The organism is Saccharothrix syringae (assembly GCF_009498035.1).
In the GTDB taxonomy this organism is placed as follows: Bacteria; Actinomycetota; Actinomycetes; order Mycobacteriales; family Pseudonocardiaceae; genus Actinosynnema; species Actinosynnema syringae.
Map to the genome: position 1 here is coordinate 8363515 of NZ_CP034550.1, position 14601 is coordinate 8378115.

13 protein-coding genes are annotated in these 14601 nt (G+C 75.3%); 5 read left to right on the forward strand and 8 right to left on the reverse strand.

Annotated features, from left to right (window positions below):
- Positions 1–14 precede the first annotated feature (14 nt).
- The 3 genes from EKG83_RS34640 (at position 15) to EKG83_RS34650 (ending at position 3124) form a co-directional block, all read left to right on the forward strand.
- On the forward strand, positions 15–689 hold the full coding sequence (locus tag EKG83_RS34640) for a response regulator transcription factor (protein WP_033431936.1): 675 nt from the start codon (positions 15–17) through the stop codon (positions 687–689).
- A gap of 3 nt (positions 690–692) precedes the next feature.
- Positions 693–2048, forward strand: coding sequence for a sensor histidine kinase (locus tag EKG83_RS34645; RefSeq protein WP_033431839.1), 1356 nt, complete (start codon positions 693–695; stop codon positions 2046–2048).
- A gap of 188 nt (positions 2049–2236) precedes the next feature.
- Positions 2237–3124: a TAXI family TRAP transporter solute-binding subunit gene (locus EKG83_RS34650; RefSeq protein WP_407690801.1), complete on the forward strand. Its 888-nt coding sequence runs from the start codon at positions 2237–2239 to the stop codon at positions 3122–3124.
- A 45-nt stretch (positions 3125–3169) separates the two neighbouring features.
- Here EKG83_RS34650 and EKG83_RS34655 read toward each other — a convergent pair whose 3' ends face one another.
- The 6 genes from EKG83_RS34655 to EKG83_RS34680 form a co-directional block, all read right to left on the reverse strand.
- Positions 3170–4135: a VWA domain-containing protein gene (locus EKG83_RS34655; RefSeq protein WP_033431840.1), complete on the reverse strand. Its 966-nt coding sequence runs from the start codon at positions 4133–4135 to the stop codon at positions 3170–3172.
- Positions 4135–5085 (reverse strand): DUF58 domain-containing protein, encoded by a 951-nt coding sequence (locus tag EKG83_RS34660; RefSeq protein WP_033431841.1) that lies wholly within the window; start codon positions 5083–5085, stop codon positions 4135–4137. The genes EKG83_RS34655 and EKG83_RS34660 overlap by 1 nt, the downstream gene beginning before the upstream one ends.
- Positions 5082–6113 (reverse strand): AAA family ATPase, encoded by a 1032-nt coding sequence (locus EKG83_RS34665; protein ID WP_033431842.1) that lies wholly within the window; start codon positions 6111–6113, stop codon positions 5082–5084. Before EKG83_RS34665 ends, EKG83_RS34660 begins: the two co-directional genes overlap by 4 nt.
- A gap of 75 nt (positions 6114–6188) precedes the next feature.
- Positions 6189–6824, reverse strand: coding sequence for a molybdenum cofactor guanylyltransferase (mobA, locus tag EKG83_RS34670; protein ID WP_033431843.1), 636 nt, complete (start codon positions 6822–6824; stop codon positions 6189–6191).
- Between the two features lie 9 nt (positions 6825–6833).
- Positions 6834–7583, reverse strand: a complete 750-nt coding sequence (locus tag EKG83_RS34675) for an MHYT domain-containing protein (protein WP_228122327.1) — start codon at positions 7581–7583, stop codon at positions 6834–6836.
- A 97-nt stretch (positions 7584–7680) separates the two neighbouring features.
- Positions 7681–9126, reverse strand: a complete 1446-nt coding sequence (locus EKG83_RS34680) for a sensor domain-containing diguanylate cyclase (RefSeq protein WP_033431845.1) — start codon at positions 9124–9126, stop codon at positions 7681–7683.
- Between the two features lie 367 nt (positions 9127–9493).
- On the opposite strand from EKG83_RS34680, the gene EKG83_RS34685 reads away from it, so the two are divergent.
- Both EKG83_RS34685 and EKG83_RS34690 read left to right on the forward strand, forming a co-directional pair.
- Positions 9494–10240: an SAM-dependent methyltransferase gene (locus tag EKG83_RS34685; RefSeq protein WP_033431846.1), complete on the forward strand. Its 747-nt coding sequence runs from the start codon at positions 9494–9496 to the stop codon at positions 10238–10240.
- Between the two features lie 335 nt (positions 10241–10575).
- On the forward strand, positions 10576–11388 hold the full coding sequence (locus EKG83_RS34690) for an ion transporter (protein ID WP_322746613.1): 813 nt from the start codon (positions 10576–10578) through the stop codon (positions 11386–11388).
- A 77-nt stretch (positions 11389–11465) separates the two neighbouring features.
- On the opposite strand, the gene EKG83_RS34695 is transcribed toward EKG83_RS34690, so the two are convergent.
- Positions 11466–12767 carry an NlpC/P60 family protein gene (locus EKG83_RS34695; RefSeq protein ID WP_033431847.1) on the reverse strand — a complete coding sequence of 434 codons (1302 nt, stop codon included), beginning with the start codon at positions 12765–12767 and terminating at the stop codon, positions 11466–11468.
- Between the two features lie 148 nt (positions 12768–12915).
- Positions 12916–14445 (reverse strand): AMP-binding protein, encoded by a 1530-nt coding sequence (locus EKG83_RS34700; RefSeq protein ID WP_033431848.1) that lies wholly within the window; start codon positions 14443–14445, stop codon positions 12916–12918.
- Between the last annotated feature and the right edge of the window lie 156 nt (positions 14446–14601).

Below are 14601 nucleotides of genomic sequence, written 5' to 3' on the forward strand. Positions count from 1 at the left end.
AGGGGGTGGCCGGGGTGCGCGTGCTGCTGGTCGAGGACGACGACGGTGTCGCCGATGCCCTGGTGGAGGCGTTGGAGGACAACGACCACCGCCCCGGTCGGGTGACGCGGGGCGCGGACGCGCTGCTCGCCCACCGCGACTTCGACGTGCTGCTGCTCGACCTCGGCCTGCCCGACGCCGACGGCCTGGACGTGCTGCGCAAGATCCGCCGGGTGTCGTCGGTGCCGGTGCTGGTGCTCACCGCGCGGGGCGACGAGCGGTCGATCGTGCGCGGGCTGCGCCTGGGCGCGGACGACTACCTGGTCAAACCGGTGCGGCTGGGCGAGCTGCTGGCCCGCATCGAGGCGGTGGTCCGCCGCAGCGCGGCCCTGACCGGCCCGCGCGAGCGCACCGTGCGCGTGGGCGACGTGGAGATCGACCTGGAGGGCAGGCGGGTCGTCGTGGGCGGTGCCGAGGTGGCGCTGACCAACCGGGAGTTCGACGTGCTGGCGGCGCTGGCCCGGCGGGCGGGCACGGCGGTGAGCCGCCAGCAGCTCATGGACGAGGTGTGGGGCGACGCCTACCTGGCGGTGTCCCGGTCGCTGGACGTGCACGTGGCCGGGTTGCGGGCCAAGCTCGGCAGGCCCGGCTCGCTCACCACCATCCGGGGCTTCGGCTACCGGCTCGCCGCCGACGAGCGCGAGGGCTGAGGGGTGCGCCGCCGCCTGCTGCTCGTGCTGCTGCTGTTCTCCGCCGCCGCCGTGGCGGCGTTCGCGATCCCGCTGCTGTCGGCCACGGCCGCCGAGCGCACGCAGCGGTTCGCGATCGGCCGCACCGCCGACCTGGACCGGTTCGCCGCGCTCGCCCAGCAGGCCGACACCACCGGCGACCGCACCGCCCTGGCCGACGAGGTCGCCGCGTACGTCGAGCTGTACGGCGAGCCGGTCGTGGTGGTCGACGCCCGGCGGGAGGCGGTCGCGCAGGCGGGCCTGACCGCCGACGACCCGGCGCTGGCGCGGGTCCTGGACGCCGCGCTGCGCAACCAGCCCGCCCAGGAGGTGCCGGTGGTGCGGCCGTGGTCGTCCGGGCACGTGGTGTTCGCCCGCCCGGTCGGCACGGGCACGCGGGTGGCGGGCGCGGTGGTGCTGCGGGCGTCGGTGGACCGGGCGGCGGCGGACGTGGCCGCGCGGTGGCTGTGGGTGCTGGGCGGCGCGCTGGCCGCCGGCCTCGCCTCGGTGCTGCTGGTGGTGGCCGTGACCCGGTGGCTGCTCAAGCCGCTGGCGGAGCTGGCGGTCGGGGTCCGCGCGGTGGCCGCCGGCGAGCGGCGGGCGCACGTGCCCGGCAGCAGCGGCCCGCCGGAGGTGCGCGAGCTGTCCGAGTCGTTCAACCGGATGTCCGACGCGGTCACCGAGGCCGCCGACCAGCAGCGGCGGCTGATCGCGGACACCTCCCACCAGCTGCGCAACCCGATGGCGGCGCTGCGGCTGCGCATGGACACGCTGCGCGACCAGGTGCGGCCCGGGGGCAGGCGCGCCTACCGGGCGGGCGTGGACGAGGTCGAGCGGCTGGAGTCCCTGCTGGACGGCCTGCTCGCGCTCGCGGCGGCGGAGAGCACGGCCACCGAGGTGGCGGCCGGCGGGCGGGAGCCGGGGTTGGCCGACTTGGGCGCGGTCGTGGTGGACCGGACGGGGTTCTGGGAGGTGCCGGTGCCGGGGGTGCCGGTGACCCCGGTGCTGGTGCGGTGCCCGGAGTCGGAGCTGGCGCAGGTGCTGGACGTGCTGCTGGACAACGCGGTCAAGTACGGGGGTGCGGTGGAGGTGGGGCTGGGCGCGGACCGGGTCGCCGGGATCGGGTGGGTCGAGGTGCGCGACGACGGGCCGGGGTTGACGCCGGAGCAGTTGGCGCTGGCCACGACGCGGTTCTGGCGGGGGACGTCGGACCGGAGGGGCAGCGGGCTCGGGTTGGCGATCGCGGACCGGTTGGTGCGGGCGCGGGCCGGGACGCTCGTGCTGACCTCGGTGGACGGGCTGACGGCCCGGGTGGAGCTGCCGCTGGAGCCGCTGCTGTGACGCCCCGGATCGCGCCGCCCGGCCTCACCGGGACCCGCGCCGGACGCGGCCCCGGGGGCACCGGAGTCGCCACGCCCGCCGCCCGCCCGACGGCTCCCCTGCCGACCACACGCGCCACCCGCCCGACGGCTCCCCTCCCGACCACACCCGCCACCCGCCCCGCCCTCCTCCCCCGCCGGTCGTTCCTGCTGACCCTGCCGGCCGCCCTGTCGTCCCCCCTCGCGGCAACCGCGTGCACGAGCGGCGAGCCGTCCGGGGAGGTCACCATCGCGGCGGGCGAGCGCATCGGCCTCTACTACGACTTCGCCACCCTCCTGGCCGGCCGCCTGGAGGGCCTGCGCGGCCGCCCGCTGGAGACCGAGGGCAGCCGGGCGAACCTGGAGCTCCTGCGCACCGGCGGCGCGATGGTCGCGCTGACCCTGGCCGACGCCGCGCGCGCCGCCGACCCGGCGCTGGAGCTGCGCGCCCTGGGCCGGGTCTACGAGAACTACCTCCAGCTCGTGGTGCGCGCCGACGACCCCGCGCGGCAGGTCGCCGACCTGGCCGGCCGGACCGTGTCGCTGGGCGCGGCGGGCTCGGGCGCGGCCCTGTCCGGGGAACGGGTGCTGGACCTGCTCGACCTGCGCGGCTCGGTGCGGGTGGAGCACCACCGGCTGGCCGACGCGACGCGGGCGCTGGCCGAGGGCCGGATCGACGGCCTGCTGTGGTCGGGCGGCGTGCCCACGCCCGCGCTGGACGACCTGCCCGGCGTCCGCCTGCTGCCGCTGGCCGGGCTGGTGCAGGGGCTGCGCGCCGCGCACGGCTCGGTGTACGAGCAGGTGTCGGTGCCGGCCGGCGTCTACGGCGCGGACCGCGAGGTGCCCACGATCGGCGTGGCGAACCTGCTGGTGTGCCGGGCGTCGCTGCCCGACGGGGTGGCCGCGGCGATCACCCGCACGCTGGTCTCCCAGGCCGCCGCCCTGGTGCCGGGGCAGGCGCTGGGCACCCAGTTCCTGGACGTGCGCAGCCTCATCGGCACCGCCGGCCTCCCGCTGCACCCCGGCGCCGCGGCCACCTACCGGGACTTGCACGGGTGACGGGACCGGGTTGCCCGGTGATCCGCCACCGGGCAGCCCGGTCGATCAGGGGAGGCGCTGCCCGAGGACCAGCGCCCCGGCCACGGCCAGCAGCCCCAGCACCGTGCCGAGCGCGACCCACGGCCGCGAGGCGTCGGTCTGCTTCTTCTCGTAGCCGATCTGCTCGCCGAGCGTGTCGTACACGCGCCGCAGCTCCTCGGCGCTGGCCGCCTTGAAGAACTCGCCGCCGGAGAGCTTGGCGATCTCCCGCATCGAGTCGTCGTCGACCGGGACCTCCTGGGAGCGACCCTCGATCTCGACCACGCCGTCCTCGGTGCCGAACGAGATGGTGGAGATCGGGATGCCGGCCTTCTTCGCGTCCTCGGCCGCGTCGAAGGCCCGGCGCGCGCCGACGGTCTCCTTGCCGTCGGTCATCAGCACCACCCGCGCGGGCGGCGGGCCGTCCGCGCCACCGACGACCTTGCCGAACGAGTCGATGGCCGCCAGCGCCGCCACGATCGCGTCACCGGTCGCGGTGGACTGGGCGAGCTTGAGCCCGTCGATGCTCTGGGTGACCGCGCCGCGGTCGGTGGTCGGCGCGACCAGCACGGTGGCCGACCCGGCGAAGGAGATCAGGCCCAGGTTGATGCCCGGGGTGAGGCCGTCGGCGAACGACTTGGCCGCCACCTGCGCCGCCTCCAGCCGGGACGGCTTGACGTCGGTGGCCTTCATCGACAGCGACGTGTCGACGACGAGCATCACGGTGGCCCGGTTGCGCGGCACCTTCTGCTCGGCGGTCGGCCCGGCCAGCGCCACGGTCAGCAGGGTGAACGCCACCAGCAGCAGCGCCGCGGGCACGTGCCGCCACCAGCCCTGCCGCTTGGGCGCGACCTTCTCCAGCATCGGCAGGTTGGCGAACCGCAGCGTGCGCTTGCGCATCACCCGCTGCACGACCACGTAGAGGGCGGTCAGCGCCGCCACCGCGGCCAGCAGCAGGAACCACCACGGCGCGGTGAACCCCGACAGGCTCATCAGGCCACCCCTCCCGACCAGCGGCGCTTGCGGGCCACGACGAAGCGCACGGTGTCGGCGATCCAGTCCGAGTCGGTGCGCAGCACCAGGTGCCCGGCGCCCGCCCGGCGCAGCCCGGCGGCGACCTCGGCGCGGTGCTCGGCCGCCGCGGCGGCGAACTCGCGGCGCAGCAGCGGCGAGGTGACCACCTCGCGCCGGCGGCCCGTCTCCGGGTCGGCCAGCACGACCGCGCCGATCTCGGGCAGGTCGAGGTCGCGCGGGTCGACCACCTCGATCGCGACCAGGTCGTGCCGCGCGGACAGCGCCCGCAGCGGGCGCTGCCACTCGGTGCCGCCGAGGAAGTCGGAGATCACCACGACCAGGCCGCGGCGGCGCGGCGGGCGGCGCAGCTGCTCGACCACCTCGGCCAGCGAGCCGCGGGTGCCCTCGGGCGCGCGGGGCGTCTCGGCGACCCGGCGGATCAGGCCGCGGGAGTGCGCCAGGCCGCCGCGGGCCGGGATGCGGACGAGCTGGTCGCCGGTCGACACCAGGGCGCCGATCCGGTTGCCGCCGCCGCGGGTCAGGTGGGCCACGGCGGCGGTCGCGGCGACCACCAGGTCGCGCTTCTCGCACGCGGCCGTGCCGAAGTCCAGGCTCGGCGACAGGTCGATCGCCAGCCACGTCTCCAGCTCGCGGTCGGCGACCGTCTCGCGGATGTGCGGCACGGTGGTGCGGGCGGTGACCGCCCAGTCCATCCGCCGCACGTCGTCACCCGGCTGGTAGGGCCGCGCCTCGCCGGGCTCGGACCCCGGGCCGGGCACCAGGCCGAGGTGGTTGCCCTGGAGCAGGCCGTCGAGCCGGCGGCGGACCTCCAGTTCGAGCGTGCGCAGCGCCGCCTCCAGGCGACCGCCGTGCAGGGCGGGCGGCGCCCAGGCGGGACGGGTGTCGGGGGTCGCGGCAGGCTCGGTCACGGCCTGCCCGCGGGCTGCGGCGCGGCCGGCCGCGCGGACACCTGCGGCAGCGGCACGGTCTGGAGCACGCGCGTGATGATGTGGTCCAGCGGCACGCCGTCGGCCAGCGCGTCGTAGGACAGCACGAGGCGGTGGCGCAGCACGTCGGGCACCACGTCCACGATGTCCTGGGGCAGCACGTAGTCGCGCCCGCGCACCAGCGCCAGGGCGCGGGCGGCGGCGATGATGCCGAGGCTGGCGCGCGGCGAGGCGCCGTAGGCGACCCACCCGGCCACGTCGGTGAGCTGGTGCTCCTTGGGCGCGCGGGTCGCGATGACCAGCCGCACCACGTAGTCGACCAGCGCGTGGTGCACGAACACCCGGGACGCCACGCCCTGGAGGCGGACCAGCTCCTCGGGGCTGAGCACCTGGCTGGGCACCGGGGGCTCGACGCCCATCCGGTAGACGATCTCCCGCTCCTCCTCGGCCGTCGGGTACTCGACCTGGATCTTGAACAGGAACCGGTCGCGCTGGGCCTCGGGCAGCGGGTAGACGCCCTCGTTCTCGATCGGGTTCTGGGTGGCCAGCACCAGGAACGGGGTGGGCATCGGGAAGGTCCGGCCGCCGATGGACACGTGCCGCTCGGCCATCACCTCCAGCATCGCCGACTGCACCTTGGCGGGCGCGCGGTTGATCTCGTCGGCGAGCACGAAGTTCGCCACCACCGGGCCCAGCTCCACGTCGAAGCTTTCGCTGGCCTGGCGGTAGATGCGGGTGCCGAGGATGTCGGCGGGCACCAGGTCGGGGGTGAACTGCACGCGCGAGAACGACCCGCCGACGACGTTGGCGAACGTCTCCACGGCCAGGGTCTTGGCCACGCCGGGCACGCCTTCCAGCAGCAGGTGGCCCTTCGCCAGCAGGCCGACGAGCATCCGCTCGACCAGCCGGTCCTGACCGACGATCACCCGCTTGACCTCGAACACGGTGCGTTCGAGCAACTGGGCGTCACGAGCCGGCGTGGTGGGCGCCTCGGCGGCGGGCTCGGACAAAGGTCCTCCTCGACAGGGTTGTGCGGCTGGGTGCAAGTCTCCCCCCGGGCCGGTATGGACCATGTGAAGGGGTCATCAGAGGTCTGCTGGTGTGTCGACGTCCCGCGCCTCACCCGGTTCCGCGGGCACGAGGACGGGGCGCAGCGGGTCGAGCACCGAGCGCACCGACGCGTCGCGCGGGTCCGCGGGCAGGGCGGCGCGCAGCCGGTCAGCGCGCCACGCGCCGGTCAGCCACTGCGGGCGGTCGCCCTCGTCCACGAGCACCGCGCCGGCCTCGGCCACCGCGGCCACCAGCCGGTCCACTGTGGAGCGGGTGAGGCCGGGCTGGTCCACCGCCAGCACGACCACGAGGTCGGTGCGCACGTGCCGCAGGCCCGCGGCGAGCCCGGCGACCGGTCCGCCGCCGGGCGGGTCCTCGCGCGCCCACCGCACGCGGGGCAGGCCCCCGCCCACCGAACCCACGCCCACCGGACCCACGCCCGCCGAACCCACGCCCGCCGAACCCACGCCCACCGGACCCACGCCCGGCACGTCCCGCCGCGGCCCCACGACCACGGCCTCCGCCGCCCCGCCGACCGCGTCGAGCACGCGCTCCAGCAGGGTCCGCCCGTCCACCACGAGCAGCGCCTTGTCCACCCCGCCGAGCCTGCTGCCCCGCCCGCCCGCGAGCACCACCGCGCTCCAAGCGGCCCGCGCCGCACCGTGCTCCACGCCCCCAGGCTAGGCGGGCTCGCCCACCGCGTCGTCCCCGGTGGCCAGCAGCACCCACAGCAGCACCGCCACCACCACGGCGCTGGTCACGAACACCGGGAAGACCAGGTCGAACACCGCCGTGCCGGTCGGCGCGGGCACCTCCGCGTCGAGCGCCACCCCGACCGCGGCCATGCCCGTGTAGTGCATCCCGGTCACCGCCACGCCCATGATCAGCCCGGCCGCGAGGCTGCCCGAGGGCGTGCGGACCGCCAGGGTGAACCACAGCGCGGCCGTCGCGGCCACGATCGCGACCAGGCACGACGCCGCGACCAGCGCCGGGTCGTGGGAGATGGTGCCGCGGAACCGGACCGCCGACATGCCCAGGTAGTGCATGCCCGCCACGCCGAGCCCGGTCAGCACGCCCGCGAGCAGCAGCCGCGGCCGGGTGAACCGGAACAGCGCGACCAGCGACAGGCCGAGGCCGACCACGACGATCGCGACCACGGCGGACAGGGCGGTCAGCGGCGCGGAGTACCGGACGTTCGCACCCGGCACGTCGAAGCCGAGCATGGCGATGAAGTGCACCAGCCAGGTGCCGACGCCCCCGATGGCGAACGCGCCGGACGCGGTCCAGCGGACCTTGGCCGCGCGGTGGGGCTCGCCGCCGGCCCGCGCCATGCAGGCGAGTCCGATCAGCGAGCCCACCACGGCGACGACGTAGCCCATGACGAGGGTCGACAGGTCCCCGGAGAAGTGGTGCATGGTGTCGTGTTGCACCAGCAGTTCCTAACTACCCGTGACCGAAATCACCAGATCAGGGCAGCTCGGTCGCCATAGTTGAGACCTGTTCGCATTATTTCTCTACTCTGGGTGGTTATTGCACGACCTCCAGCTCCCCCCGGCCCACCGCCCGGCGCCCCACCACCCGGTTCCGGCCGGCGTCCTTGGCCTCCAGCACGGCGACGCTGGCCTCCTCCACCGCGTCGGTGACCGAGGCGCCCGGCACCACCTCCACGGCGCCGATCGACACCGTCACCACCCCGCCCGGGTTGCCGCGGTGCTCCAGCCCCAGCCGCTCCACCGCCCGCCGGACCCGCTCGGCCAGCGCCAGCGCGCCGTCCAGCCGCGTGCCCGGCAGCAGCACGGTGAACTCCTCGCCGCCGTAGCGGTAGGTGCGGTCGCCGGTCCGCGCGGTGCGGCTGATGGCCTGCCCGACCTGGCGCAGCGTCTCGTGCCCGGCCAGGTAGCGGTAGATGGTGTTGTAGCTGTGGAAGCGGTCGATGTCGACCAGCAGCAGGCTGTACGGCTCGCCCGACCGGTTGCGGCGGTGGTGCTCGGCGTCGAACGAGGCCGGGTTGGGCAGGCCGGTCCGCTGGTCGGTGGTCGCCGCCTCGGCCAGCGCCCGGTTCTCCGCGTGCAGCTCCTCCAGCCGCTCGGCGAGCCGGTCCACCTGGTGCTTGCGCGCCAGCGCCCAGTCCTCCAGGTCCTCCTGGTAGACCGCGACCGGGCCGACCGTCTTCGCCCGGTACATCGCCAGGTCGGCCTGGTGCAGCAGGTCCTCCGCGCTGTGCCCGGGCCGCACGAACGTGATGCCCGCCGACACCGACACCCGGACCACGCCCGCCGCCGGCACCAGCGGCGCGCCGATCACGTCCAGGATGCGGTGCGCGGCCGCGACCGCCTGCCGCTCGTCGAGCCGGTCGAGCAGCACCGCGAACTCGTCGCCGCCGAGCCGGGCCGCCGTGCCGCGCCCGGCCACCGCGCTCGCCAGCCTGCCGGCGACCAGGCGCAGCACCTCGTCACCCGCGGCGTGGCCGTGGCGGTCGTTGACCTCCTTGAACTGGTCGATGTCGAGGAACACCAGCACGGGTCCGGGCGCGCCGCGCACCGCCTGCTCCAGCCGCGGCACGAACCCGGTGCGGTTGGCCAGGCCGGTCAGCGCGTCGGTGTTGAGCATGCTGCCCAGCTCGTCCGCCGTCTCGGCCCACCCGGTGACGTCGAGCGCCACCACCACGAGCCCGCGCACCTCCGGGTCGTCGCGCAGGTCGCGGGCGAGCAGGTCGACGCGCCTGCTCGTCGAGCCCTCCACCGGCACCGAGCAGCCGCACCGCGACGCGCCCGCCCTGCCCGCGGCCTGCAGGAACGTCCCCACCGCCGCGGCGTCGCCGGGCGCCACCAGGTCGGGCAGCGGCCCGTGGCCGCCGCCGAACAACCGCCGGGCCGCGGGCGTGGCCCACCGGACCCTCAGGTCGTGCGGATCCACCACCAGCACCGCGGCGTCGGCCCGTTCGAGCACCGCCTGGTGGAAACCCCCGTTCACCGCTCGACGCGGCGGACCGCGTCACCGGGTCTTCCCAGAACCTCTGTCCCACCTGCACAGGTCGCCATGGTCCCCCCTGGACGTGACTTCCTCCCCTTGCCGTTGAAAGTACCGAATTCAACGGTCCGAATTCGAGTGCCCGACGGCATTCCGCCCCGTTTGGCGTGGTTATTCCGAGTGCCTTGGCAAGGTCGACCGCACCGCCCGTGGTCAGCGCAAACCGGTGGACGTTCATTCTGACGTGTGTATAACCTGCGCGCGCCAGTCCACGACGTCCCAGAAGAGGTGCATTGCATGCCCGTCCGGGTCCCGGCCGCCGATCGGCCGAACACGACGACCGACCCCCTGGACACGAGGACGAACAGCAGTGGACATACCGCGCATATTCACCATTCGTGAGAGCAGCCACCGCATCCACAACCCGCTCGACGACGCCAAGCTGGCGACGCTGGGCGCGGCGCTGCGGCTCGACCCCGGCGCGAGCGCGCTCGACCTGGCCTGCGGGTCGGGCGAGATGCTGTGCACGTGGGCCCGCGACCACGGGATCACCGGCACCGGCGTCGACCTGAGCACGGCCTTCATCGCCGGCGCCCGGGCCCGGGCGGTCGAGCTGGGCGTGACCGACCGGGTCCGGTTCGTGCACGGCGACGCCGCCGGGTACGTGGCGGACGAGCCGGTCGACGTCGCGGCCTGCCTGGGCGCGACCTGGATCGGCGACGGCGTGCCCGGCACGGTGGACCTGCTGCGGCGCAGCCTGCGCCCCGGCGGGTTGCTGCTGGTCGGGCACCCGTACTGGCGGCTGGACCCGCCGGACGACGACACCGCGCGGGCGTGCCTGATGGGTGGTCGCGACGAGCTGCGCTCGCTGCCCGGTTTGCTGGCGGAGTTCGACGGGCTGGGCTGCGACGTGGTCGAGATGGTGCTCGCCGACCAGGACAGCTGGGACCGCTACGCGGCGGCGCAGTGGCTCAACACCCGCCGCCGGCTCGACGAGCACCCGGACGACGAGCTGGCGGAACAGCTGCGGGCGGAGTTGCGCACCGAGCCCGTGCGGCACGCGCGCTACCAGCGCGAGTACCTCGGGTGGGGCGTGTTCGCCCTGATGGACCGCTGAGGGTTCGCCGGGCGGTCGGCCGCACGGCCGGCTGACGGCCGGCAACCCGGTCGACCGCTCACCCAGCCGCCCGGCAAGGTGGTCGACCACCCGGCCGGCTGACGGCCGGCAACCAGTCGGGCCGACCGCTCACCCAGCCGCCCGGCAAGGGTGGTCGACCACCCGGCCGACCACCCGGCCGGCAACCCGGTCGACCACCCGGTCGACCGCCGGTGGTCCGCCATCCGGTCGACCGCCGGCGCGGTGCGCGGCCCCGGCATCGCCCGGGGTCGCGCACCACCACCGGGACCACCCCGGCCGGGTGAATCGGCTCAAGCCCCGCCCACCCGGGACCGATGGGCACGGTGCTCACACCACCGCTCACCGTGCCCCGGGGGTTCTGGATGTCTTTGCGCGACCGCGTCCGCGACGTCGTGGACGGCAGGCGCTTCCAGCGGTTCGTCATCGGCGTCATCGTGGTCAACGCGGTCGTGCTCGGCTGCGAGACCTCGGCCGCGCTGGTCGCCGCGCACGGCGACCTGCTGGCCGCGCTCGACCGGACCGCCCTGGTGTTCTTCGTGCTGGAGCTGGTGGCCCGCCTGTACGCGCACCGGACCCGCTTCTTCCGCGACCCGTGGAACGCGTTCGACCTCGCGGTCGTGGCCGTCTCGGTGTTCCCGGCGGCCGGGCCGCTGTCGGTGCTGCGGTCCCTGCGCGTACTGCGCGCCCTGCGGCTGGTCTCGGCGGTGCCCAGCATGCGGCGCGTGGTCACCGCGCTGGTCAGGTCCGTCCCGGGCCTGCTGTCCCTGACCGGCCTGCTGGTGCTGCTGCTGTACGTGGGCGGCGTGGTGGCGGTGAACCTGTTCCGCCACAGCGGCGACCCGCGCTTCGCCGACCTCGGCTCCACCGTGCTGACGCTGTTCCAGGTCACCACCGGCGACGGCTGGTCGGACGTGATGCGCGACCTGATGGCCACCCAGCCGCTGGCGTGGGTGTTCTTCCTGGTCTACCTGCTGGTCGGCACCTTCACCGTGCTCAACCTGTTCATCGCGGTGGTGTGCGGCGCGATGGAGCCGGAGTCGCCCCCGGACCGCATGCTGCTCGACGAGGTCCGGGCGCTGCGCGAGGAGGTCCGCGCCCTGCGGCTGGCCCCCGTGGGCGACCGCTGAACCGCGACCGGTCCGGCGACCGATCCGGTGACCGGCCGGCCTCGTCGCCGTACCGGCCCGCGGGAGCCGCGGTGGTTTCAGAGCAGCCGCGTGGCGTACGGCATGATGCCGCCGTACCGGACCGGGGCGACGCGGACCTGCGACCCCGAGTACGGCGCCTCGATCATCATCCCGTCGCCGAGGTAGAGCGCGACGTGCGTGCCGCCGCCCGGTCCCCAGAACAGCATGTCGCCGCGCCGGGCCTGGGACAGCGGCACCTTGCGGCCCGCGTTGTACTGGTAGCCGCTGTAGTGGGGCAGGTAGACGCCGACGCCCGCGAACGCGTACATCATCAGCCCCGAGCAGTCGAAGCCGACGGTGTAGTAGTCGCCGTAGGAGTCGCCGACGCCCCAGTCGCGGATGCCGACCGTCGGGCCGTCGTAGTTGCCGCCGCCCCACGAGTAGCGGACGCCGAGCTGCCGCATGGCGCGGGCGATCACGGCCTCGACCCGGTCGCCCACCGGCCCGGCCGCGGGCGGTGCGGGTGCCGGCGGCCGGGCCGCCGCCTGCTGGGCCGCCAGCAGCGCGGCCTGCTGCGCCGCCTCCTCCTCGCGCCGCTTGTCCGCGAGCCACTGCTCGTACCGGGCGCGCTGGCCCTCCAGGTCCTCGACGGCGGCCAGCGCCCGGTCCAGCTCGCCCTCGACGCGGGTCCGGTCCTCCTGGATCGCCCGCGCCGCGGCGGCCTGCTCCTGCTGCGCCCGCACGGCCGCGGCCTGCGCCTCGTCGGCCTCCCGCCCGGCCCGGTCGGCCGCGGCCCGCTTCTCGTCGGCGACGGCGAGGGCGCCGCGGGCGGCGGCGTCCTTGTTCGCCTTCTCCGCCCTGGTGCGCTCGACGTCGTCCAGCGCGTCGAGGCTGGAGTCGCCGACGGCCTCCAGCAGCTGGGCGCGGGCCATCAGGTCCGCCGGGCTGGACGCGCCGAGGTAGGCCGACAGGGACCCGATGGTGCTGCCCTGCCGGAAGCTGGCGGCGGCGAACTCGTCCAGCCGGTGCCGCGCGTCGTCGACGGCCCGCCCCGCGGCCTCGGCCTCCAGCTGGGCGGCGTGCGCCCGCCCGCGCGCCCGGTCGGCCTCGGCGCGGGCCGCCTCCAGGTCGACCCGCGCCTTGTTGGCCAGCTCCATCTTGAACGCGACGTCGTCGGCGAGGCCCTGGAGGCGGGCCTCGGCCTCGGTCAGCGCGCCGGTCAGCTCACCGACGCGGGCGGCCTTGGCGTCGGCCTCGCGCCTGCCCGCGTCGATCGCCGCGTCGCCGGGGTCGGCCGGGGGCGGCACGGCGACCGCCGTACCCGCCAGGCCGACCACCGCGGACAGCGCGACCACAGCCGAGAGCACCCATCGAGCCACGACACCCCGCCTCCCCGCCGTTCGGCCGATCGGCTGTGCTCCGATCGGCCCAACAGGACCGTTCGACGGAACTGTGCCACTCCCGCAACGCGCTTTCCAGTCGGCCCAGGACCAACTTCAGCCACATGGGTAACAGGGGTTTGAGCGGTCAGTTGACCTCGCGGGACAGCCCCGACCAGTAGGGTTCGCGCAGCTTGAACTTCTGCACCTTGCCGGTGGCGGTGCGCGGGATGGCGTCGCGGAACTCCACCGACGTCGGCGCCTTGTACCCGGCCAGCCGCGCCTTGCAGTGGGCGATCAGCTCGGCCTCGGTGACCTCCGCGCCGCCCACCGGGACGACCAGCGCCTTGACCGTCTCGCCCCACTTGTCGTGCGGCACGCCGATGACCGCCGCCTCGGCCACCGCGGGGTGGGCGAACAGGGCGTCCTCCACCTCGATGGACGACACGTTCTCGCCGCCGGTGATGATCACGTCCTTCTTGCGGTCGGAGATGGTGAGGTGGCCCTCGTCGTCCAGCGCGCCGCCGTCGCCGGTGTGGAACCACCCGCCGTCCAGCGCCTCGGCCGTGGCCTCGGGGTTGTCCCAGTAGCCGGCCATGACGACGTTGCCGCGGGCCAGCACCTCGCCGGTGTCGGAGATCCGCAGCCGCACGCCCAGGGCGGGCGCGCCGGCGCGCGACAGTTTCCGCGCCCGCTCGTCCGGCGCAAGTCGGTCATCACCCGGTCGGGTGCGGTTGAAGGTCAACAGCGGCGAGGTCTCGGTCAGGCCGTAGAGCTGGAGGAACTCCCAGCCCAGCTCCTCCTCGACGCGGGCGATGGTGCGGCTGGGCGGCGGCGCGCCCGCGCACACGATCCGCACCCGGTCCCGGCCGGGCACCTCGCCGTCCCAGCCCTGCGCGGCGTCCAGCACGGCGTTCCACACGGCGGGCGCGCCGCACATGAGGGTGACGCCGTGGTCGCGGACGCGGGTGAGGATCTCGGTGCCGTCGACCTTGCGCAGCACGACCTGGGGCACGCCCAGGCCGGCGAGGCCGAAGGGCATGCCCCAGCCGTTGCAGTGGAACATCGGCAGGGTGTGCAGGTAGACGTCGCGCTCCCAGACGCGGGCGTGCAGGGCGAAGGTGACCGCGTTGAGCCAGATGTTGCGGTGGGTCATCCGCACGCCCTTGGGGCGGGCGGTGGTGCCCGAGGTGTAGTTGATGGTGGCGGTGGCGTCCTCGTCGGGTTCGCGCCAGGGGCGGGGCTCGGCGTCGAACCGCATCAGCGCCTCGGTCTCCTCGCCGAGGGTGAAGCGGTGCGGCGCGGTGACGCCGCCGAGGTCCAGCTCGGGGTCGACGAGCAGCGCGGACGCGCCGCTGTGCTCGACGATGTAGGCCACCTCCTCCGGGCGGAGCCGGAAGTTGACCGGGACGCACACGCGGCCCGTGCCGGGCACGGCGTGGAGCAGTTCGAGCAGCCGGGCGGAGTTCTGGCTGACCACGGCCACCCGGTCGCCCTCGGCCAGGCCGAGCGCGTCGAACCCGGCCTGCCAGGCGCGGACGCGCTCGGCGAACCGCCGGTGGGTGGTGGTCGGCACGGGCGGCGCCGGCTGGTTCGGCTCGTCGACGGTGGCGGTGGTGTCGGCGAAGACCTGCTCCGCCCGGTGGACGAAGTCGGAGACGGTCAGGGGTACGCGCATGCGGGTTGACGCTATTGGGTGGCGGGACGCGCGGCTACCGCGTCGGAATCGGTTCGGGACCGGTTCGGGACCGGTTCGGCCGGGCAGCGGCCACGAACCCGCCGGGGCCGGGCAGCGGTCGCGAACCCGCCGGGGCGGGCGGCGGCCACGAACCCG

Bases quoted from the DNA above. Each gene is read 5' to 3' on its own strand.
- EKG83_RS34700 (WP_033431848.1), bottom strand. From the start codon at position 14,445: ATGCGCGTACCCCTGACCGTCTCCGACTTCGTCCACCGGGCGGAGCAG.
- EKG83_RS34690 (WP_322746613.1), top strand. From the start codon at position 10,576: ATGGGCACGGTGCTCACACCACCGCTCACCGTGCCCCGGGGGTTCTGG.
- EKG83_RS34655 (WP_033431840.1), bottom strand. From the start codon at position 4,135: ATGAGCCTGTCGGGGTTCACCGCGCCGTGGTGGTTCCTGCTGCTGGCC.